General features: G+C 69.2%; 19 protein-coding genes and 1 pseudogene. 17 read left to right on the forward strand and 3 right to left on the reverse strand.

The genetic code is table 11. The features are described 5' to 3' along the window. From AC31A1_RS22675 to AC31A1_RS22735, 13 genes are all read left to right on the forward strand, one after another. Window positions 1-1,017, forward strand: a 1,017-nt coding sequence (locus tag AC31A1_RS22675; protein WP_489655063.1) for an ROK family protein, incomplete at its 5' end; no start/stop codon positions are given. 11 nt (window positions 1,018-1,028) lie between these two features. After that, window positions 1,029-2,894 carry a glycoside hydrolase gene (locus AC31A1_RS22680; RefSeq protein ID WP_489655064.1) on the forward strand — a complete coding sequence of 622 codons (1,866 nt, stop codon included), beginning with the start codon at window positions 1,029-1,031 and terminating at the stop codon, window positions 2,892-2,894. A 225-nt stretch (window positions 2,895-3,119) separates the two neighbouring features. Continuing rightward, entirely contained in the window at window positions 3,120-4,385 is a 1,266-nt protein-coding gene (locus tag AC31A1_RS22685; protein WP_489655065.1) for an ABC transporter substrate-binding protein, read from the forward strand. 20 nt (window positions 4,386-4,405) lie between these two features. Beyond that, entirely contained in the window at window positions 4,406-5,374 is a 969-nt protein-coding gene (locus AC31A1_RS22690) for a carbohydrate ABC transporter permease (RefSeq protein WP_489655066.1), read from the forward strand. Continuing rightward, the gene (locus AC31A1_RS22695) at window positions 5,371-6,237 is read left to right on the forward strand and encodes a carbohydrate ABC transporter permease (RefSeq protein ID WP_489655067.1); all 867 of its coding nucleotides are present in this window, start codon (window positions 5,371-5,373) and stop codon (window positions 6,235-6,237) included. Before AC31A1_RS22690 ends, AC31A1_RS22695 begins: the two co-directional genes overlap by 4 nt. A gap of 27 nt (window positions 6,238-6,264) precedes the next feature. Continuing rightward, window positions 6,265-9,171 carry a glycoside hydrolase family 2 TIM barrel-domain containing protein gene (locus AC31A1_RS22700; protein WP_489655068.1) on the forward strand — a complete coding sequence of 969 codons (2,907 nt, stop codon included), beginning with the start codon at window positions 6,265-6,267 and terminating at the stop codon, window positions 9,169-9,171. After that, on the forward strand, window positions 9,168-10,340 hold the full coding sequence (locus AC31A1_RS22705; RefSeq protein ID WP_489655069.1) for an MFS transporter: 1,173 nt from the start codon (window positions 9,168-9,170) through the stop codon (window positions 10,338-10,340). Before AC31A1_RS22700 ends, AC31A1_RS22705 begins: the two co-directional genes overlap by 4 nt. Before the next feature lie 34 nt (window positions 10,341-10,374). After that, the gene (locus AC31A1_RS22710) at window positions 10,375-11,385 is read left to right on the forward strand and encodes an ABC transporter ATP-binding protein (RefSeq protein ID WP_489655070.1); all 1,011 of its coding nucleotides are present in this window, start codon (window positions 10,375-10,377) and stop codon (window positions 11,383-11,385) included. Window position 11,386: 1 nt separating this feature from the next. Then, window positions 11,387-12,190, forward strand: a complete 804-nt coding sequence (locus AC31A1_RS22715) for an ABC transporter permease (RefSeq protein WP_489655071.1) — start codon at window positions 11,387-11,389, stop codon at window positions 12,188-12,190. Continuing rightward, complete coding sequence (locus AC31A1_RS22720) at window positions 12,190-12,996, forward strand: ABC transporter permease (protein WP_489655072.1); 807 nt, start codon at window positions 12,190-12,192, stop codon at window positions 12,994-12,996. Before AC31A1_RS22715 ends, AC31A1_RS22720 begins: the two co-directional genes overlap by 1 nt. Then, complete coding sequence (locus AC31A1_RS22725) at window positions 12,993-13,349, forward strand: hypothetical protein (protein WP_489655073.1); 357 nt, start codon at window positions 12,993-12,995, stop codon at window positions 13,347-13,349. The genes AC31A1_RS22720 and AC31A1_RS22725 overlap by 4 nt, the downstream gene beginning before the upstream one ends. A 17-nt stretch (window positions 13,350-13,366) precedes the next feature. Next, the gene (locus AC31A1_RS22730; RefSeq protein WP_489655074.1) at window positions 13,367-13,936 is read left to right on the forward strand and encodes a SigE family RNA polymerase sigma factor; all 570 of its coding nucleotides are present in this window, start codon (window positions 13,367-13,369) and stop codon (window positions 13,934-13,936) included. Further along, the gene (locus tag AC31A1_RS22735) at window positions 13,933-14,451 is read left to right on the forward strand and encodes a PASTA domain-containing protein (protein ID WP_489655075.1); all 519 of its coding nucleotides are present in this window, start codon (window positions 13,933-13,935) and stop codon (window positions 14,449-14,451) included. The genes AC31A1_RS22730 and AC31A1_RS22735 overlap by 4 nt, the downstream gene beginning before the upstream one ends. A 125-nt stretch (window positions 14,452-14,576) precedes the next feature. Here the strand turns inward: AC31A1_RS22735 and AC31A1_RS22740 are convergent, their stop codons facing one another. Beyond that, window positions 14,577-15,854 (reverse strand): YhgE/Pip domain-containing protein, encoded by a 1,278-nt coding sequence (locus AC31A1_RS22740; RefSeq protein WP_489655076.1) that lies wholly within the window; start codon window positions 15,852-15,854, stop codon window positions 14,577-14,579. Between the two features lie 123 nt (window positions 15,855-15,977). Between AC31A1_RS22740 and AC31A1_RS22745 the strand changes: the two genes are divergently transcribed. The 3 genes from AC31A1_RS22745 (at window position 15,978) to AC31A1_RS22755 (ending at window position 18,836) form a co-directional block, all read left to right on the forward strand. Next, window positions 15,978-16,559, forward strand: coding sequence for a TetR-like C-terminal domain-containing protein (locus AC31A1_RS22745; RefSeq protein WP_489655077.1), 582 nt, complete (start codon window positions 15,978-15,980; stop codon window positions 16,557-16,559). A 191-nt stretch (window positions 16,560-16,750) separates the two neighbouring features. After that, window positions 16,751-18,088 carry a hypothetical protein gene (locus AC31A1_RS22750; protein WP_489655078.1) on the forward strand — a complete coding sequence of 446 codons (1,338 nt, stop codon included), beginning with the start codon at window positions 16,751-16,753 and terminating at the stop codon, window positions 18,086-18,088. A gap of 22 nt (window positions 18,089-18,110) precedes the next feature. Continuing rightward, a complete protein-coding gene (locus tag AC31A1_RS22755) occupies window positions 18,111-18,836 on the forward strand; it encodes a hypothetical protein (RefSeq protein WP_489655079.1) in 726 nt (241 codons plus the stop codon). On the opposite strand, the gene AC31A1_RS22760 is transcribed toward AC31A1_RS22755, so the two are convergent. Continuing rightward, the gene (locus AC31A1_RS22760) at window positions 18,823-19,245 is read right to left on the reverse strand and encodes an NUDIX hydrolase (protein ID WP_489655081.1); all 423 of its coding nucleotides are present in this window, start codon (window positions 19,243-19,245) and stop codon (window positions 18,823-18,825) included. The two genes, AC31A1_RS22755 and AC31A1_RS22760, sit on opposite strands and share 14 nt — an antisense overlap. A gap of 204 nt (window positions 19,246-19,449) precedes the next feature. On the opposite strand from AC31A1_RS22760, the gene AC31A1_RS22765 reads away from it, so the two are divergent. Further along, window positions 19,450-21,021 (forward strand): hypothetical protein, encoded by a 1,572-nt coding sequence (locus tag AC31A1_RS22765; RefSeq protein WP_489655080.1) that lies wholly within the window; start codon window positions 19,450-19,452, stop codon window positions 21,019-21,021. On the opposite strand, the pseudogene AC31A1_RS22770 reads toward AC31A1_RS22765, so the two are convergent. Further along, window positions 20,966-21,278: pseudogene (locus tag AC31A1_RS22770) on the reverse strand (DUF2264 domain-containing protein); the annotation flags it as partial. The gene AC31A1_RS22765 and the pseudogene AC31A1_RS22770 overlap by 56 nt on opposite strands.

Raw genomic sequence — 21,278 nt, forward strand, 5'->3', positions numbered from 1 at the left:
ATCGCGGAGACGTACGTCCATGTCGAACTCTTCGACCTGGCGCTGAACGTGCTGGCCCGCGCCGACGAGGACATGCGCCCCGGCGAGAGCCTGCCCGAGCAGGTGGTGAGCCATGTCGCCGCCGCCGTCGGTTCGGTGGTCGCGCAGGCCGGCATCGAGGGCGCGCGGGTGCTGGGCGTCGGGGTGAGCGTGCCGGGGCAGGTGGACCGCGACACCGGTGTCTCGGAGTACGCGCCCAACTGGGACTGGCACGACGTGCCGTTGCTCGACCTGCTGTCCGAAGTGATCGCCTATCCCCTGTACTTGGACAATCCGCTGCGCGCCTGCGCGGTCGCCGAGATGTGGTTCGGGGCGGCGCGCGGGCGCGGGGACGCGGTGGTGGTCAACCTCGGGACCGGGGTCGGCGCGGGGCTCGCGCTCGGCGGGGCGCTGTACCGGGGGGTGAGCAACAGCGCGGGCGAGTGGGGCCATACGACGCTCGTGCTGGACGGGCGGTTGTGCCGCTGCGGCAACCACGGCTGTGTGGAGGCGTACGTCGGCGCACCCGGAATCATGCTGAACCTACGGGAGTTGAGCCCGCAGAGCCCGCTGCTGCACCCCGACGACCAGACGGCCACCATCGACGCCCTGGCCCGCGCCGTGACCACGAACGACCCCGTGGCGCTCAAAGTCGTGCGGGAGACGGCCCGTTACATCGGTGCGGGCATCGCCAACCTGGTCAACATCCTCAACCCCGAAGTCGTCGTGCTCAGCAGCTGGGTCGCCCGCAGGCTCGGTGAACCCCTGCTGCACGAGGTGCGCGAGGCCGTCCAACGGCACGCGCTCAGGCGGCCGTTCGCCGCCACCCAGATCGTCCTCTCCCCCATTCTCACCGACCCGGCGTGCCTGGGCGCGGCGACGTTCGCGCTCGAAGGGGCACTTCAGTCGGTGGGGCAGCGAGGCGCGTCCTCGCAGAAAAAGGCACAGCCAGGCAAGCGCACTATCCCCGCAAGGAGCCGTACCGCACCACCTTCATGACGACGGAAGGGATGCCCGTGACTCACCCCCACCCCAGGAGAACGATCCTCGCGACAGCGGCAGCCGCGCTGGCTGTCACCGGGGCCCTGCTCTCCGCGCCGCCCGCGACCGCCGACGGCGTCGCACCGGCCGAAGTCTCCCCCCACGCGGCCCAGACCATCGACAACATCGGCGCGTCCGGCGCCTGGTGGGTCAACGACCTTCAGAACTTCACGCCCGCGGTCCAGGCCCGGGTGGCCCAACTCCTGTTCTCCGCCAAGGGGTTGGACCTCTCCTCATACCGCTACAACATCGGCGGTGGCGGCACCGCGGTCACCACCCCGGCCCGCGCCGCGCAGGACTTCCTGAACGCCGACGGCACGTACGACTGGAGCAAGGACAAGGGCGGTCGGACGTTCCTCAAGTACGCCGCGCAGTACGGCGTGCAGGACCTGATCGGCTTCGTCAACAGCGCGCCCGCGCAGTGGACGACCAACGGGCAGAGCTGCGGCGGCCAGTTGAAGCCGGAGAACGAGAGCGACTACGCGAAGTACGTCGCCGACGTCACGGCCCACTTCGCGAAGCAGGGCGCGAAGTTCGACTACATCAGCCCCTTCAACGAGCCGAACAACGATTTCGGCGACTGCGGCCAGGAGGGCATGCAGGTCACCGTCGACCAACGCGACGACATCGTGCGGGCGTTGGGCGCCGAACAGAAGGCCCGGCACCAGAAGACGTCGATCATCGCCGACGAGTCGAGCAGCACGGTCAGCTTCTCGACCGAGGTCCCGCAGTGGATCTCGCAGCCGGACACCGCGCAGTACGTGTCGAAGCTGGCGCACCACACGTACAACAACCCGAACGACGGCCAGTTGGGCAACGTCTACGGGACGGCGAAGACGGTCGGCAAGGACTCCTGGGCCACCGAGATCTGCTGCTTCGGCAAGGGCGGCACGGGCTGGAACCAGGAGTACGACCCGACCATCGACAACGCCCTGCTGATGTCCCGGATCATCTACAAGGACTTCGCGAGCTCGCACGACTCGGCGTTCCAGTGGTGGGTGGCCCTCGCCAGCGGCTACGGCACGGACCCGGCCGCGCGCAACGACGTGGGCTGGAACGACGGGCTGATCTACTACGACCCCGACTACGCGACGAACGGCAACCAGACCCTGTACTTCACCAAGCGGTACTACGCGCTCGGCCAGTACAGCAAGTTCGTGACCCCGGGCTCGGTCGCGCACAACGTGACGGGGGCGCCGAGCGGTGTCGAGGTGAGCTCGTACGACCGGGACGGCAAGTGGGTCGTCGTGGTCAACAACCAGAACACGACGGACACTTCGCTGAATCTGCACTTCAACAGCAAGGTTCCGGTGCGGGCGACGCAGGCGGTCCGCACCTCGGCCACGGAGAACTGGGCGAAGGTCGCGAAGCCCGACGTGAGCGGCTCCACGGTGTCCACGAGCCTCGCGGCCCGCTCGGTCACGACGTACGTCTTCGACCAGAAGGACCGCAAAGGCGGTAAGGGACACGGGAGTTCGACGGCCGTCACGGGCGCTCTCCAGGGCAAGCAGTCCGGCAAGTGCCTGACGGCGGACACCTCCGGGGCCGCGCTCGCCACCTGCACGGGCGGGGCCGAGCAGGCGTGGTCGTACGACGCGAAGGGCGGCCTGAAAAGTGCCAACGGGTATCTGACGGCGGGGAGTTCGGGGCTGACGACCACCGCCGACTTCACGGGTGATCCCGGTCAACGGTGGCTCCTGAACGCCAACGGCCAGATCCTCAGCGAGGCGTCCGGGAAGTGCCTCGACGTGAGCGGGCAGGCGACCGCGGACGGCAGCAAGGTGATCCTCTACAGCTGCAACGGCGGGGCCAACGAGGCCTGGTCAAAGGTGTAATGACCACCTGAGTGCAGGGTGCGGGTCGCCTCCGCGGCGGCCCGCGCCTTCGTCACGTCCGGTATCCCGAACATCACACAACGCTTCGAACAGACTTCGTCCAACCCCTTGCCGAAGGCTTAGGCGAAGGTTAACGTCCCGCACCGCACCTCGAATTGAGCCACTGGCCGCCACTCAGTCGTGGAGCCGTGGAGCCGCAGCCGCGCGAGAGACAAGGACGTCACCATGTCGGCAATGAGCAACAGCAACTGGTCCCGCCGATCGATATTCAGGGCGGCCGCGGGGATGGCCGCGGCCGGCACGCTGGCCGCGTGCGGCGGCAACAACGGGCGGGGCGGGGGCTCCGGTTCGGGCAAGCAGCTCGTCCAGTACTTCCACGCGTACGGCGAGGCGGGCACCGAACAGGCCATCAAGCGGTACGCCAAGGCCTACTCGAAGGCCAACGTGTCCACCACCTGGATCACCGGCACCAACTTCGAGGCCAAGCTCTTCTCGTCCCTGCTCACCAAGCAGGCGCCCGACGTCTTCGAGTTCCACCCGCAGTTGCAGCTCATCAAAAGCGGTCAGGTGGCCGACCTGAGCGACATCATCGATCCGGTCAAGGACGACTTCAACCCGGCCGACATCAAGTCGCACACCGTGGACGGCAAGGTCTACGGGGTCCGGATGATCGACGACCCGCAGTTCTTCTACTACCGCAAGTCGATGCTGGAGAAGGCCAAGGTCGAGGTCCCGACCACGCTGGACGAACTGCTGGAAGCCGCCGCCAAGTTGACCACCGACAAGGTCAAGGGCATCGATCTCGGCAACGACTTCACGCCGGTCCAGGGCAACCTGATCTGGTCGGCCGGCGCCGACACCCTTGACTCGAACAACCAGATCGCCTACCACACGGACGCGGTGGTCCAGGGCCTCAAGCAGCTCCGCCAGCTGTTCACCAGCGGCCATGTACTCCTCGACGCGCCGACCGACTGGTGGGACCCGTCCTCGCTCAACCAGGGCCTGTGCGCCATCCAGTGGGGCGGCCTGTGGTCCATGCCGGCCATGCAGAAGGCGCTCGGCGACGACCTCGGCATCTTCCCGTTCCCGAAGGTCGGCGACAGCGGCAAGCCGTCGGTCACCAACGGCGGTTGGTCGATGTTCGTCAACGCCAAGGGCGAGAACGTCGAAGCGGCCAAGGCGTACGTGAAGTGGCTGTGGATCGAGCAGAAGAAGTACCAGGAGGACTGGGCGCTCTCGTACGGCTTCCACATCCCGCCGCGCAGCTCGATAGCCGCGCAGGCCACCAAGCTCAAGTCGGGTCTGCCGGCCGAGGCCGTCAAGCTCTTCACCGACTACGGCCACTTCGACAACATCGCCTGGGACCAGACGATGATCACCGCCCTCAACGACGTGATCGCGTCCAGTGTCCGCAAGGGCGGCGACCCGGAGGCCGCGCTCGACGCCTGCGACAAGAAGGTCAACGTCGAGCTCAAGAAGCTGTTCGGATAGGCCGGCGGACGGAACACGACATGTCGACCACCACCACGCGCGGGGTCGCCCAGCCCGCCCCGGCCAAGGCCTCCCAGGCCCGGCCGCGGCGGGGCCTGCGGTCCAACGCCACCCTGAACTTCTGGCTCTTCACCGGCCCCTTCCTCATCGGCCTGGTGATCTTCGTCTTCGTCCCCATCGGATGGAGCATCTGGCTCAGCTTCTTCGACGCCCGCTACACCGTCACGCCGAGCAACTTCGTCGGCTTCGACAACTACAGACAGATCCTGACCAACAGCAACTTCCCTGATTCGCTGCTGACGTTCACGGTGTTCGCAGCGTTCATCGTGCCGACCACGTGGGCACTGTCGCTGGGTCTGGCGCTGCTGGTGAACCAACTCCGGTTCATGCGGGCGTTCTTCCGGTCGGTGTTCTTCCTGCCGACCGCCGTCTCGTACGTCGCCGCCGCGCTCATCTGGAAGATGTCCATCTTCACCGGTGTCCGCTTCGGCCTGGCGAACACCGTCCTCGGCTGGTTCGGCGTCGACAACATCGCCTATCTGTCCAACCCGAGCCCGCCCTGGTACTGGCTGGTTCTGGTGAGCCTGCGGCTGTGGATCCAGTCCGGTTTCTACATGATCCTGTTCCTCGCGGCCCTACAGAACATCCCGGCCGAGCTGTACGAGGCCGCCGAGATCGACGGCGCCAAACGGGGCTGGCAGACGTTCTGGTACATCACCCTGCCCCAACTCCGGGCCACGTCAACGGCGGTGATCCTGCTGCTGCTCATCGCCGCGTACCAGGCGTTCGACGAGTTCTTCAACCTCATCACCACCAAGGCGACTTGGGCCCAGACCCCGCTGATGGAGCTCTACAAGGCGGCTCTCGGCACGAACCAGGACTACGGCGCCGGCAGCGCGGGCGCGGTCATCCTGTCCCTGCTGATCTGCATCGTCACGCTCGCCCAGGGCAAGATCATGGGCTTCGGAAGGGGGGAGGAAGCCAAGTGACCACCACCGCACCGCAGTTGGGCAAGAACCGCAAGAAGCGCGGCGGCATTCTCGGCAACACGGGCCTGTACGTCGCCGTCAGCATCGCCGCCCTCCTCTTCCTGATCCCCTTCTACCTGATCGTCCGCAACGCCCTCTCCACGGACCCTGAGATCACCGGCGAGAACTGGAGGTTGTTGCCCTCGTTCCAATGGGGCAACATCTCCGAACTCTTCGACGACCAGACCGTCCAGTTCGGCCGCGCCCTGTGGAACTCCACGGTCGTCGCCGTCCTGATGACCGTGGGCACGCTCCTGGTCTGCTCGCTGGCCGGCTACGGCCTGGCCCGCATCCCGTACAAGCACTCCAACAAGGTCTTCTACGTCGTCCTGGCGACCCTGATGGTCCCCACAGCCGTCACCTTCGTGCCGAGCTTCGTCCTCGTCTCGTCGCTCGGCTGGGTCGACACCTACCGGGGTCTCATCATCCCGGGCCTCTTCAGTGGTTTCACGTGCTTCCTCTTCCGGCAGTACTTCCTGGGGTTCCCCAAGGAGTTGGAGGAGGCGGCACGCGTGGACGGGCTCGGCTACTGGGGCGCGTACTGGCGGATCGTCGTGCCCAACTCGCTGAACTTCTTCGCGGCGATCGCCACGATCACCTTCATCAGCGGCTGGAACGCGTTCCTCTGGCCACTGGTCATCGGCCAGGACCCGGACTCCTGGACCGTGCAGATCGCGCTGTCGTCGTTCATGACGAACCAGACCGTCAACTTCCATCTCATCTTCATGGCCACCGCAGTTTCCATCCTGCCCCTGGTCTTCGTGTTCCTCTTCCTCCAGCGCTGGCTGGTCCAGGGCATCGCGCAGACCGGCATCAAGGGCTGACACCCGCATCTCACGACCTGGAGATCCATGACTTCCAGCACCGCCGCCGACTACATCGAGGACGTCTCACCGGGCAGCGGAGCCCTCCCACCCCGCGCCCGTTACGCGTCCCCGGACGCGAAGTCACTGTCGCTGAACGGCAGTTGGCGTCTCCGTGTGTCGGCGACGGCCGACGCCGAGGACGACTCGTTCGCCGGGGAGGGCTACGACGCCGGGGACTGGGCCGAGGTCACGGTCCCCGGCCACTGGGTCCTGCAGGGGCACGGCTCCCCCATCTACACCAACCACCTCTACCCCTTCCCGGTCGACCCGCCCCGCGTCCCGACCGAGAACCCGACCGGCGACCACCTCCGCACCTTCGACCTGCCGTCCGAGTGGCCCTCGGACGGCGGGGCCGTGCTGCGCTTCGACGGCGTGGAGTCCTGCGCCCGCGTCTGGCTGAACGGCACGGACATCGGCGAGTTCAAGGGGTCGAGGCTGCCGCACGAGTTCGCCGTCGGACACCTGCTGAAGCCCTCCGGCAACGTCCTGGCCGTCCGCGTCCACCAGTGGTCCGCGGGCTCCTACTTGGAGGACCAGGACCAGTGGTGGCTGCCCGGCATCTTCCGTGACGTCACCCTGCTGCACCGCCCGCCGGGCAGCGCTCTCGACTTCTTCGTGCACGCCTCCTACGACCACCTCGGCGGCGCGGGCACCCTCCGCGTCGACTCCGACGTAGACGGCCGCGTCACCGTGCCCGCCCTGGACATCGATGTCGCGACCGGCGAGTCGGTCACCGTGCAGGTGGAGCCATGGACGGCCGAAACCCCTTACCTGTACGAGGGGTTGCTCACCACCGAAGGCGAACGCGTTCCCCTCCGCATCGGCTTCCGGACCGTCGAACTCTCCGACGACCTGATCAAGGTCAACGGCAAGGCGATCCTCTTCAAGGGCGTCAACCGCCATGAATGGCACCCCGAGAAGGGCCGCGCCCTCGACCTGGAGACCATGAGGGAGGACGTGCTGCTGATGAAGCGGCACAACATCAACGCCGTCCGCACCTCGCACTATCCGCCGCACCCCGACTTCCTGGACCTGTGCGACGAGTACGGCCTGTGGGTCATCGACGAGTGCGACCTGGAGACCCACGGTTTCACCGAACAGGCCTGGCGCGACAACCCCGTTGACGACGACCGCTGGACCCCGGCCCTGCTGGACCGCGCGGCCCGCATGGTGGAGCGCGACAAGAACCACCCGTCGATCGTCATCTGGTCGCTGGGCAACGAGGCCGGCACCGGTCGCGGCCTGACGGCCATGTCCGAGTGGATCCACGCCCGCGACTCGTCCCGCCTCGTGCACTACGAGGGCGACATCAACTGCCGTGACACAGACGTCTATTCACGGATGTACGCCGACCACGCCGAGGTCGAGCGCATCGGCCGGGGCCTCGACGGCGGCACCCACAAGCGCCGTCAACTCCCCTTCATCCTCTGCGAGTACGCCCACGCCATGGGCAACGGCCCCGGCGGACTCGCCGACTACCAGCGCCTCTTCGAGTCGTACGACCGGCTCCAGGGCGGTTTCGTCTGGGAGTGGATCGACCACGGCATCAAGGACGAGCGCTTCGGCTTCGCGTACGGCGGTGACTTCGGCGAGGAACTGCACGACGGGAACTTCGTCTGCGACGGCCTGGTCTTCCCGGACCGCGCCCCCTCCCCCGGCCTGGTCGAGTACAAGAAGGTGATCGAGCCGGTCCGGATCACGGGCGACGGCGCGGACGGCACCGTACGCATCACCAACGCGTACGACTTCGCCGACCTCTCCGCCCTGGCCTTCGCGTGGTCGTACCAAGTGGACGGCGAGACAGTCGAGTCGGGCGCCCTCACCGTGCCCGCGCTCGCACCCGGCGAGTCGGCCGACGTGAAGCTTCCCGCACCGCCCACGGGGTCCGAGGGCGCCGAATCCCAGTGGACCGTACGGGCGTCGCTCGCGGCCGACACCGCATGGGGTCCCGCCGGACATGTCGTCGGCTGGGGCCAATTCCCGGTCGCGGCACGCCCGTTGCCGTCCGTCTCCGCCGTCGCCGGGCCCGTGCTCGGGGAGCGGCGCATCACGCTCGGTCCTGCCACCTTCGACGCACGCACAGGTGAGTTGAAGACGATCGGCGCGGTCGACGTCACCGGTCTCCGCCTCGACGTGTGGCGGGCGCCCACCGACAACGACGACGGCGCGTCCTGGCAGACGGACGTCCGCTTCGGCCTGCTCTGGCGGAAGTTCGGCCTGCACCGCATGCGACACCGCCTGGACGGCGTGGAGTTGAGCGAGGACGCGGTGACCGTCCGCACCCGGGTGGCGCCCGCCGCCTGGGAGATCGGCCTCGCCACGGTGTACCGCTGGACCTCGGACGGTTCCCGGCTGCGGCTGACCGTGTCCGTGGGACCCGAGGGCAACTGGACGTTTCCGCTGCCGAGGTTGGGCATCCGTTTCGGCATCGACGCGAGCACCGACCGGGTGCGGTGGTTCGGCGGCGGTCCCGGTGAGGGGTACCCCGACACCAAGTCGGCGTCGCAGCTGGGCCGTTGGGAGTCCACGGTCGACGGCCTCCAGACCCCCTACGTCCGCCCGCAGGAGAACGGCGCCCGCCCCGACGTCCGTTGGGCGGAGATCGGCGGCCTGCGGATCGACGGCGACCCGGAGTTCTGGTTCACCGCCCGCCGCTGGACCACTGAGCAGCTCGACGCGGCCACCCACCGCACCGATCTCACCCCCAGCACTGCATCCAACAGCGGCTCCGCCGCGGGGGTCTGGGTGAACCTCGACCACGGCCAGCACGGCATCGGCTCGCAGTCCTGCGGCCCGGGCCCGCTCCCGCGGTACTTCCTGAACGCCCGACCCACCGAGTTCTCCTTCGTGTTCTCGGAAACCGTCTACTCGGAAACCCCGGAGACCAGTTGACTGGCACAGTCACGACATCGCCTGCGGCCGACCGGCTCTTCGCCCGGTCGGCCGCGGTCGCGTCCTGCGTCGGCTTCGTCCTCATCGGCATGCTCCAGGCCCTCTACGGCCCCGCGATCCCGGGCCTGCGCCACGAGTTCGGCCTGTCCCCCTCGGCCGCCGCCCTCGGTCTGAGCCTGCACTTCACCGGCGGTGTCGCGGGCGTCCTCGCTTTCAACGCGATCCATTCCCGGATCAGCAACAGGGCACTGCTGGCGTGGAGTTACGGCCTGATGGCGGCGGGCGGCGCCGGTTTCGCACTCGCGCCGAACTGGCCTCTCGCGCTCACCGCCGCGTTCCTCGGCGGCCTCGGCTTCGGCGGGATCGACTACGGCCTCAACCAACTCTTCGCCGTCGGCTTCGCCGACCGTTCCACCGCCATGCTGAACGTGCTCAACGCGCACTTCGGCATCGGCGCGGTGCTCGGCCCGGCGATCGTGGCCTGGCTCGGCCCGGACGGCTACCCGTACGCCTTCGGGGCGTGCGCGGTACTGGCGGCGGTGCTGGTGTTCGCGGGCTCAAGTGGCGTACGTACACGTGTATCTGACGCTCCACCAGCAACAACGGGAAGCCGGGGGCTCGGCCTGTCCCGGATCCTCGTCGGCTTCCTGGTCCTCTACATCCTCAACGTGGCCGTGGAGGCGGGTGTCGGCGGCTGGGAGCCCACGCATCTGGAGACGGTCGGCTACACCGCCACCGTGGCCGCGTCGGCGACCTCGGTCTACTGGCTGATGATGACGGCGGGCCGCTTCCTCGTCGTACCGATCACGATGCGCCACGCCCCCGAGCGCATCCTCGCCGTGTGCGCGGCCGGGATGACGGCGTGTCTGCTGTTGACACTGGTTAAAGGAGTGGCACCGGTGGCGTACGCCGGTGTTGGCTTGTTCATCGCGCCTGTTTTTCCGACGGGGCTTTCGTGGCTCAACTCGGCGCTTCCCCAGGCCAGGCGTGCCGGGGCGTGGGTGATCGCGGCCTCGAATGTCGGCGGGGTGGCGGCTCCACCGCTGCTCGGCGTCGGGATCGAGGCCTCCGGGATCCACGCGGTGCCCTGGCTGTTGACCCTGTTGTCGGGCGCGTCGCTGCTGGCGACCGTCCACCTGATCAGACTGACGAGGAGGTCCGCATCATGAACGCACTGTTCCGGCTCACCCGAAGGCTGATCCAGTGAGCGCCAGTTCCATCGAGGTGCGCGGTCTGTCCCGTACGTTTCACACGACCGTACGGCGGCCGGGTCTCGTCGGCGGTCTGCGCTCCCTGGTCAACCCCGAGCGTGTGCCCAAGCACGCCGTCTCCGACGTCACCTTCGACGTCGCCCCGGGCGAACTCCTCGCCCTGCTCGGCCCGAACGGCGCGGGCAAGTCCACCACCATCAAGATCCTCACCGGCATCCTCAGGCCCACCTCCGGCGAGGCCCGGGTCGCGGGCGTGGTGCCGTACGAGGAGCGGGAGCGCAACGCCCGTAACATCGGGGCGGTGTTCGGGCAGCGCACCCAGTTGTGGTGGGACCTGCCGGTGCGCGAGTCGTTCGCGATCCTGCGGGACATCTACGAGGTGCCGAAGGCCCAACACGCGGCACGGCTGCGGGAATTCGACGACATCCTCGAACTTTCCGCCTTCTGGGACACCCGGGTCCGCCATCTCTCGCTGGGCCAGCGGGTGCGCTGCGACCTGGCCGCCGCCCTGCTGCACGACCCACCGGTCGTCTTCCTCGACGAGCCGACCATCGGCATGGACGTGGTCGTGAAGGAGCAGGTGCGGGAGTTCCTGCGGCACCAGGTGGAGGAGCGCGGCCGTACGGTTCTGCTGACCACCCACGACATGACCGAGGTCGCCCGGCTCGCCGAGCGGGTCGTCCTCATCAACCACGGCCGGCTGGTCCTGGACGGCACCCTCGACGAGATCCGCCGCACGTTCGGCTCCACCTGGCAGATCCGCGCGACCCTCGCCGACGCGCACGCCGAGGTCGTCCCGCTGCCCGGCATCGCACTCGTACGGCGCGACGGCCCGCAGGTGGTCTTCGGCCCGGACGGAACCGAGGGGCCGACCGTCCATCAGGCGCTGAAGCAGGTCATCGAGCGGTACGAGGTGACCGAAGTCGCCATGGACGAGGCCGAGTTGGAGGACGTGATGCGGGCCGCCTACGTCCAGGCCGGACCACCGGCCGAGGAGGCCTGACATGGCCGCCCCGCACGCCTGGCGCGCCGCCCGCGTCACCCCGCTCGGCGAACTGCTCGCCCCGCCCCGCATCACGGCCGCCCTGCTCCGCCTCACCGTGCAGGTGGTCCTGGTGGCGTCCCTGTGGCGCGGCCTGTACGCGCACACCGGCGCCACCGCCGGACTCACCCGCGACCAGGCGGTGACGTACGCCGTCCTGGCCGTACTCGCCTCCCGGCTACGGGAGTTGGACCAGTACGCGGGCCGCGACACGGTCCTGCAGCACATGCACTTCGGCACGATCATCTACTGGTACCTGCGCCCGCTGCCGCCCCAGCGCTACTACGCGCTACGGGCGTTCGGCGAGCAGATGTACGGGCTGGCCTGGGCACTGACGGGCTACGTCGTCTGCCTCGCATCCGGGGTCGTGGAACCGCCCAAGTCACCTGCCGCGGCAGGGGTGTTCGCGCTGAGCATGCTGCTCGGCCAGCTCGTCCTCTACTACGTCATGCTCGTCATCGACCAGTTGTGCTTCTGGACGCTCCGCAACGGCGCCGCGAAGCTCATCCTGATCTTCGCGCAGAACCTGCTGGCCGGGGTGTACGCGCCGCTGTGGTTCTTCCCGGACTGGTTCATCACGATGAGCCGCTTCCTGCCGTTCCAGGCGACGCTCAGCGTGCCGCTCTCGATCTACGTGGGCCGTGTCCCGCTGTCCGACGCGGGCGCCCAACTCGCCCTGCAGGCCGTGTGGGTGGTGGCCCTGTCCCTGTTCACCCGGTTCCTGTGGCGGCGCGCCGCCCGCCGAGTCGTAGCCCAAGGAGGTTGATGCGTGTGAAAGCCGTCCGGATCGTATGGCGTATCACGCGCCTCAACTTCCGTGCCCAACTGGAGTACCGCACCGAGTTCCTGCTGATGATCGCGATCGGCGCGATCTGGCAGGTGTCGGTGATCGTGTTCGCGACGGTGCTGCTCACCCGGTTCGCCGGGATGGGCGGCTGGGACAGCTCGGACGTGCTGCTGATCCCGGCGACGCGGATGCTGGCGCACGGCCTGATGGTGCTGTTCCTGGGCCGGATGCACGGCATCGGCCGGTACATCCAGGAGGGCCGTATCGACATCTACTTGGTGCGCCCGATGCCGGTCCACCGCCAGGCCCAGCTGGAGTACTTCCCCACCAACGCGATCGGCGACCTCACGGTGGCGACCGGCCTGATGATCGGCGCGCTCAGCCGCAGCCACCTGGACTGGACGGCGGGCCGCACCGCGTATCTGATCGCCGCGCTGGTGGGCGGCATGCTCCTGGAGGCGGCCCTCTTCACGGGCGTGGCCGCCGCCTCCCTCCGCTTCCCGTCCGCGGACTACTGGAGCCGCTGGCTGGAGGACCTCCTCGGCACCTTCGGCAGCTACCCGCTCAACGTCCTGCCCCGCGCGGTCGGCGGCTTCCTCACCTACGCCCTTCCGCTCGCGTTCGTCGCCTACCTCCCGGCCGCCGTACTGACCGGCCACGGCCACGACACCGGCGTCCCGTACTGGCTGGCGGCGGCCTCACCGTTCGTGGGCGTACTGGCGTATCTCGGGGCGCGGTTGCTGTGGCGGTGGAGTCTGGGCCACTACACGGGGGTGAACGGGTGAGCGCCACGGCGGTCCCGTCCGACTTACGGGCCCGTCTCGCGGTCGTCCTGGTCTTCGTCATCCTTGGTTCCACACAGGGCAGTTGGATGGCCCGCATCCCGGCGATCCGCGACCAGGCGGGGCTGGACACCGCGCAGTGGGGTGTGGTGTCCAGCGCGTCGGCCGTAGGGGATCTAATCGCGCTGACCCTGGTCACCGTGGCGGTGTGGGGTCCGTCGGCGACGTTCCTGAACACTCCCCCTCCAGCTGGTGCTGCTGGCGGCCGTACTGACGCGGAGGATGTCGATGGCGTGACCCAGGTCACGTCAGGGCCGTGCAGCAGATCCACGGACTTTTCCGTCGAGGAGGGGTGACAGGAAGGGAGGAGCGTGTGGATCTGGCAGCCAAGTGGGCAACGGGCGAAGGACGCAACGGAGTTGAGTCGCCGGAGGGCGACTTCCATACGTTCGTCGCCGCCCGGTCGGGCGCGCTCTTCCGGGGCGCACTCGTCCTGACGGGCAGGCGCGACGCGGCGGAGGATCTGGTCCAGGAGACCCTGGAGCGGGCCTGCCGCAAGTGGCGCACGATCAGCGCCAAGGACGCCCCGGACGCGTACGTGCGGCGGATCATGGTCAACCTCGCCAACGACCGCTGGCGACGATTCCGCCGTACGGCTCAGCACCCGGTGGACGGCGAGCCGGCCGCGCCGGGCGACGAGTACGGACGGATCGACAGCCGGGACCAGTTGGTGCGCGCTCTTCAGCAACTGCCCATGCGGATGCGGACGGTGGTGGTGCTGCGGTACTTCCACGATCTGTCCGACGCCGAGATCGCGGCCGACCTGAAGATCTCGCAGAGCACGGTCCGCTCCCAACTGGCCCGTGGAATCGACCGGTTGAGAAGCCAGTTTCCAGCACTCTCCACCCCTTCATCGCAGCAGCTCACGGAAGGAACCCGATGAGTTCGCACGACCCGCGGTCCTCCGGCTGCACACCTTTCGAAGAGGAACTGATCAACGCCATGAACGATTTCGCGCACTCCACCGCCACTCCGGCCTTCGACACGGCCGACATGGTCCACCGCACCCGCCGCAGGCGCGCCACCCTCATCGCCGGTGTCGCCACCGCCCTGATCGTGGCGGGCGGCGGCACGGCCCTGGCGTCCATGACGGGCGGCACCTCGCCGACGACGGCGGAGAAGCCCATGACCACGGCGACCACCAAGGGTTCCGACTACAAGAAGGCCATCCTGCTGGTGGACTTCGGCAAGGGGGGAGGCCCCGTCGCCGTCGACTTCACGGGCACGGACCTGAGGACGACCAAGGGGCAATTCCTCAAGGCCGACCTCAAGCTCGGCACGGTGAGCAGCGTGAACAGCCCGGGCTGCAAGCCGGACACGGTGGTCGAGGTGACCCCCCACGCCCCGAAGATCGTGAAAGCGGGCGACACCGTGAACGTGAAGCTCTGCGCGAGCTGACCGAGCCGACCGGGCAGGACCCTGCCCTGGGCGTGCGCGCGCGAGCCGCTCAGGGCAGGGGGCGGAGGTGACCTGGTCAGGCAACTCCGCCCAGGGCGTCTGGTGAAGCAGTTGTGTTGGGCGCCTCAAGCCGGCTGCGGTGTCAGGCGTTTGTGGCCCTTTCTGTCGTAGTACTGGACCATCGCGAAACCGAAGAGCAGGCCGATCGCCGTGCCGATCCCGATCATGGTCCACGCGCGTGTGAGGCCCGCGTCGCCGCGGGCGTCGAAGTAGAGGATCGCCCTGACGCCGTCGCTGAGTTGGCGCATGGGTTCGAAGTGGGAGAGGAAGCGGTAGAAGCCGGGGACGGCCTGGAGGGGGACGGTCGCGCCGGACGAGGGGAGGCCGAGGACGATGAACACGAACATGGAGACCAGCTGGCCGATCCCGCCGAACGCGGCGTTGATGGCCTGGACGCCGAGGCCGACGGCGAGGGCCGCGCAGTAGGAGTAGATCCACAGGAGCGGGATGTGGGTCGCGTCCATGCCGAGGATGCTGACGCCGGCGAGCATGATCAGGGAGACGCTGAGGAGGGTGATTCCGGCCGTCATGACCATCTTCAGGAGCAGTGTCTGGGTGCGGTTGATGGGGACGGTGGGGCGGCGGGTGTGCCAGGGGCCGATCTCGTTGTCGGCGTAGCCGAGGCCGGTGTCGACGCCGTTGCTGATGACGTTGCCGCCCATGAAACCGGCCAGGACCAGCAGCAGGGTGTAGTAGAAGGCGGTCAGGCCGATGCCGCTGTTGCCGCCGATGGGGTGGCCGACCTGGGTGGCGATCCGCACCGGGTCCGCGAGAAACAGCTTCTGCGTGGAGTCGGCCTTCGTGGCCGCCGCGCCGAGCTGCTTGCCGATGGTGAGCGAGGCCTGCTGGGCCGCCGTGGCGGAGATCTTGCTCGCGAGGGAGGAGCCGAGGCTGCCCTTGCCTGGGTTGGTCAGCACGGTGATGGTCGGGCGGGCGGTGGCGTTCGTGGTGGTCAGCGCGGCGACGGAGTTCGTGAAGTCGGCGGGGATGACCAGGGCGCCGTAGACCTTGCCTGCGTCGAGTTCGTCCTGGGCCTGGGCCCGCGTGAGCCGGCGCCAACCAGCCGCGCGGCTCCCGGAGTTGGTCACGATGGCGTGGGTGATCTGGGTGCCCAGGTTCTGCTGCTGGCCGGTGAGCGGTTTGCCGGTGTCGCTGTTGACGAGGGCGATGGGCAGGTCGTGCAGTTCGCGGTTGGGGTTGACGATGCCGCCCATGTAGAGGAGGGACAGCAGGAATGCGAGCAGGCCGGTGAGCACGGTGGGGATCAGCCACAGTTTGGGGCGGCCGAGGAGTGCCGTGGCGCGGAGGCCGGTGGGGGCGGGGGTGCCGGAGTCGTCGTCCATGGTGGGAAGTCTGCTGCCGGAGTCCGGTGACCGCCGTGGTGAAACGCGCCGGGCGCCCCTCTTGTTATTGGCTATTGTCCTAGGGGTTCCGGTCGTCGCAGGTCAGAGGAGAGGTGGTGGGCCGTGGCGCGTGCGGGACTCACCGCCGACCGTGTCGTGGCGGCCGCCGCCGATCTCGCCGACGAGGTCGGTTTCGAGAACGTCAGCCTGTCCGCGCTGGCCCGCGGCTTCGGTGTGAAGGACGCGAGCCTGTACTCGCACGTCAGGAACCTCCAGGATCTGCGCACCCGGGTCGCGTTCCTCGCGGGCGGCGAGCTGGTCGACCGGATCGCCGTCGCGGTCGCCGGCCGTACGGGCCGCGAGGCGCTGACCGCCTTCGCCGACGCGTACCGCGCGTACGCCCTGGAGCACCCGGGCCGGTACGCGGCCACCCAGATCCGCATCGACCAGTCCCTGATCGCCGGCTCCCCCGCCCTGCGCCGCACCGCCGAGATCACCTACGGCATGCTGCGCGCCTACGGCCTGGAGGAACCCGATCTCACCGACGCCGTACGGCTGTTGAGGAGCACGTTCCACGGTTACTGCGCGCTGGAGTCGAGTGGTGGGTTCGGCGCGCCCCGTGACGTACAGCGGTCGTGGGAGCGTGCGGTCGACGCGCTGCATGTGGCGCTGACGCACTGGCCGCGTGAGGGTCGAGTGGAGTGACGGAGACGCCGGTTCCGGTCCGCGCCCCACGTGTATCGCTGACCACTTAGACTGGAAACTTCGCGAACGTCACGTGCCACCCAGGGGGGAGGGAGCGCGCCTTGTCTCAACAGCAGCTGGGACGTGGTCCCTTGAGAGTCCCGGGGCCGCCCGGTCCGGCGACTCCCGGCGGGAGCCCGCCGACCCGTTTCGTGAGCTGGCTCGGCCGGTTCGGGTGTGTGGCGGCCGGATACGCGGTGTTCCAGTTCCTGTTCGGTGTGCTGCCCGACTCGATCGGCGGGGAGGCGGCCAAGTATCTGATCTCCGGGCTGAGCGGGTTCGCCACTCTCGGGATGACCTGGCTGGCGGCGGCCCTGCTCCGCGCCCGCACGTCCGGACCCGCGCCGCTCACCGCGCCCGCTCCCCTCGCGCCGAACGCTCCAGGTCCGCTGCCGCAGGTGTTCGCTTCGGCCTACGACACCCTCGTCGCCCAGGTCGCCGTGGTGGACGACCCGGTGCGCGGCCGCCTGGTCGGATGGCCGCACTCGCTCCGGGAGTTGGACGGCCCGGCCCGCCCGACCTCGCTGGCCACCGCGTACGGCCTGCACATCGTGCTGGACCTGGGCGTGCCGGACGGACGCCTGCACACCGGCGATCTCATCGACACACTGTGGCGGCTACGGCTGCAAGGCGGCGGCTGGTCGGCCCGTTCGCAGGGGTCGGTGGCCCGCCCGGAGGTCACCGCGATGGTCCTGGGCGCCCTGGCCCGGGCGGGGGCCTCGCGGGAGCGGCTGGCGGACGAGGTGGCGCGCTGCGAGGCCGGATTCACCCGTGAACTCGACGGTACGGGGCGGGCGTTGACCCATGTCGTCACCACCGTGATGCGGGGGCTGCTGCGCGCTGCACCGGACGCGCCGACGCTGCCCGTGCTGCGCGGCGCCCTGGTCGACGGCGCGCTCTCCGACCCGCAGCGCCAGCACCGCCGCTGCTGGAGCCACCGTCTGTCTCCGTTGCCCTGGGTCGGGCACCCCGCTCAGCCCTCCGCCCTGCACACCGCGCAGGCCGTGGTCGCCCTGGACCGGGCGGCCCGGGTGCTGGGCGAGGGGGCCGTCGAGCGTTCGGCGCGCGAGGACGGGGTGCGCTGGCTGCTGGCCTGCCCGGCGACCGCGCACGACACCTGCGCCGACCTGGCGAACCTGCGGGAGGAGGTGCGCCGACCGCACCCGGACGACTCCTCGCACCACGAGGTGCTGAACGTACGTCATTTCACCGCGAGTTGGATCCTGCGCGCGCTGCTTACCCCGGGCGCCCAGGAGATCGCGCGGGAGGACGGCGTCGAGGACGCCTGGCGGGAGCGGCTGGACGGCGCGGCGGCCGCGGTGTGGGCGGCGCAGACCGACGGCATCTGGTCCTGGAGCCGGGACGGGTCCGCGTTCACGACGACGGAGGAACTGCGCCAGCCGATCTGGATGACCTATCAAGGCCTTTCGGCGCTGCGCGCGCATGCCGTATGGATGTATCAGCCGGACCCTCGGACGAGGCCGGTGTGAACCGGAGTTGGGGAGTGAGTGCATGGGTGGTCGGCAGATCCTGGCGGCGCGACGGCTGCTGACCGAGACGCTCGACGGCGACCTGTCCGATCACGACACGGCGACCGCGGCCCGTGCGGTCGTCGCCGAACTGGGCTCCCCGGACCGCCTGTTGGAGCTGATCGCCGAACTCGCCTCGGGTGAGGGCGATCCGGAGGCCTGCGCCGAGCTGTCGTACCGTCATGTCCTGGGCTTCGACAAGCTGTTGCTGATCGACGGCGGCCCCCGCCACATGCTGCGCGCGCACCTGTGGCATCCCGGCGCGGCGGCGATCGGCACGGAGGACATCCACAACCACCGTTCCCCGCTCGCCTCTTACGTGGTCCGGGGCCGGCTCGCCATGGAGTTGTACGAGGCGCGGGGCGACGGCGGGATCACGGCGGACCGGTACGAGGAGTCCCTGGCCGAGCGCAGCGCCGACTGGCGGTTGCGGCCGACGGGACCGGCGCGGCTGCGGCTGACGCACACGGGGCAGTACGCGGCGGGCAGCGCCTACGCCCTCCCCGCGCACACCCTGCACCGGGCCTGGTGCGACACGGACGTACCGACCGTGACGCTGTTCCTGGAGACGGGGGCCGGACGGCGGCGGCACACCGAGGTGTTCACGGCGGCGGGCCCGCATCCGGGCGCGGTGGCGAAGGTGCCGCTGGAAGTGCGGGAGTATCTGGGCGCGTTGAACGGTCTGGCGGAGTCGCTCAGAAGTTCGTGAGGGCCTGTCGTACGACGTCCAGGTTGTACGCGTCGATGTCGATGCCGGCACTCGCGAACTCGGAGGGCGGGAGCCAGAGATACGCCTGGTCGGGCTCGGGGAGAGTGATCTCCCAAGTGAGCGGCCTGACAAGGAAGTTGTCCTGCCAGTTCTTGATCTCGCGGCCCCGGTACTCGCTCACGAAGGACGAGTCGCCGATCCTGCGGACGATCTCGCCGAGGAGTCCGGTCTCTTCCTTCAGCTCTCGCAGCGCGCCGTCCTCGGACCGCTCGTCCGGTTCCAGCTTCCCGCACGGAACGCCCCACACCCGCGGCAGGAACCTCTCGGTGGCACTCCGGCGCACCAGAAGTACGCGTCCGTCGTCGTCCATCACGACGGCCGCCGCCAGTCGCTTGTCGCCGGGGTCCATGGCCATGGTTCCTCGGTCCCTCGCCGGTGCTGAGTCCAAAGGGTCTGATACCCAGGAATGCCTCCAACGTACCAGGATCGGCCCGTCCTGGCTGTGGAGCCGGTCTCACCTCCGGACGCCTCCGCATGCCGTCCTCTTACCGGCCTCCGAACATTTCGCGCGGCGCGACGGCAACCTCCCCCGCACCTGCGGCGACTTGGGGACATGACCAACGCAAGACGCACCACCACGCACCGTCGCCGTTCCCCCCGCCGCATCGCCCGCAAGCCGCTCGCGGGCTCGCTCGCCGTCGCGGCCCTGCTCGGCGGTGCCTGGTACGCGACCGCGGCGACGGACAACGGCGACAGCGGCAGCTCGACCGCGGCCGGGACGTCCGCCTCCCCCTCCGTGTCCAGCGGTGCCTCCGCCGAGGCCGCCGCCCAGGGGTCTCCGTCCACCACCGGTACGGCGACCGCGTCCGCCTCCGCGAAGACGACCCCGAAGGCCGCCGCGAAGACCTCGACGACCGCCAGGACCGTGACCGGCACACTCACCCCGACCAGCACCACCGTGGCGCTCGCCGCCAAGTTCCCCTATCTGACCGCCGATTACAACAACGCCCGCCAGTGGACCCGTACGACCACGGCCGTGGCCCCCGACGGCACCCTCCGCGTGGCCTGGCCCGCCGCCGATGGTGTCCATGTGACCCCGCTGAACGCCGCCGGGCTGCGCTCGGGCGCCGACACGGTCGTCAAGGGCGCCAAGGAGGTCGGCGGTCTGGTCGCGCACAACGACGGATTCGCGCTGCTCACGCGGGTGGCCGACACCAACAAGTGGAAGGAGACGGCCGCCGCGATCGTCCGCTACACCAACGGCAAGCAGACCTTCCGCACCAAGCTCACCGGCACCGCGTCGAACGACACCTCCCCGGGTCTCGACGGCCAACTCACCTGGAACGGCACCAAGTACGGCGCGTACTTCGTGGTGCACGGCGCGGGCGGATTCGCGGACGGCCACTTCGGCGACAAGTTGGCGTACATCAGCGCCAAGGGCGCGAAGCTGAGCGGTGGTTGGAGCTGGGGCTGCAGCCACAACGAGGGCATCGCGCTGCACGCGGAGACCTCCGGCGCCTTCACCTCGCTGTGCTTCGACGACTGGCGCTCGGGCCTGTTCGTCTCCACCGGGATCGGCGCCCCGGACGTCGCGCCGGTCGTGCAGCGCGAGCAGTGCTGGGCAGGGTACTGCGGTGGTACCTTCCCCAGCCGCACCGGTGACCTGGTGAAGTCGGCGACCGGCCGGTACGCCACCGCTTTCGCCTCCCGCGGTGCCGCCTCGGCCAAGAAGAACGCCGCCGACTCCAGCGGGCGCGGCTGGACGGTCACCCCGAAGACGAGCACGCACCAGGTCGCCGTCGCCTTCATGGCGAACCGCAACTCCGGCCCCGGCAAGGCGATTTACCTCACCAGCGCGGCCGGCACCGAGAACGTCGACGTGCACATCGCGCCCTACGGCAAGGACCGCCTTCTGGTCTCCTGGGAGTCCCTGAAGGGCGCCAAGTGCAACGCCGGCACCTGCACCGGCACCTTCACGGGCACCCACCTGCGTCTCATCGACTGGAACGGCAAGGCCCAGGGCGCGGACAAGGTGGTGACCGCCCGGATCAGCGGTGACATAGCGGTCCTGAAGAACGGCACGCTGACCTGGGCCTACGCACCGGTCACCCCGACCTACGCGACCCCGCTCAACGGAACGTCACCGACCACGACGAGCCTCCGGATCGCCCGGCTGACTCCGTGAACCGGAAGCCCACCCGCTTGCCGTCGGCCCACTGAACGGTGACGCCGTGTTCCCCGTCGACCTCCACGGACACGAGTTCCGCGAGGGGACGGGGGTCCGGCTCCCCGGTGAGCCGGGCCAGCGCGACGAACAGCGTAGGCCCGTCACCGACGACACCCTCACCGTCCAACAACCCGTGCAGGCAGGTGAGTTCGGCGTCCAGCCCTTCCCCCGCCGACCACCCCGTGACCTGGACCGGCGTCCCCGCAGCCGCGCCC

This window comes from Streptomyces sp. P5F9 (assembly GCF_057961495.1).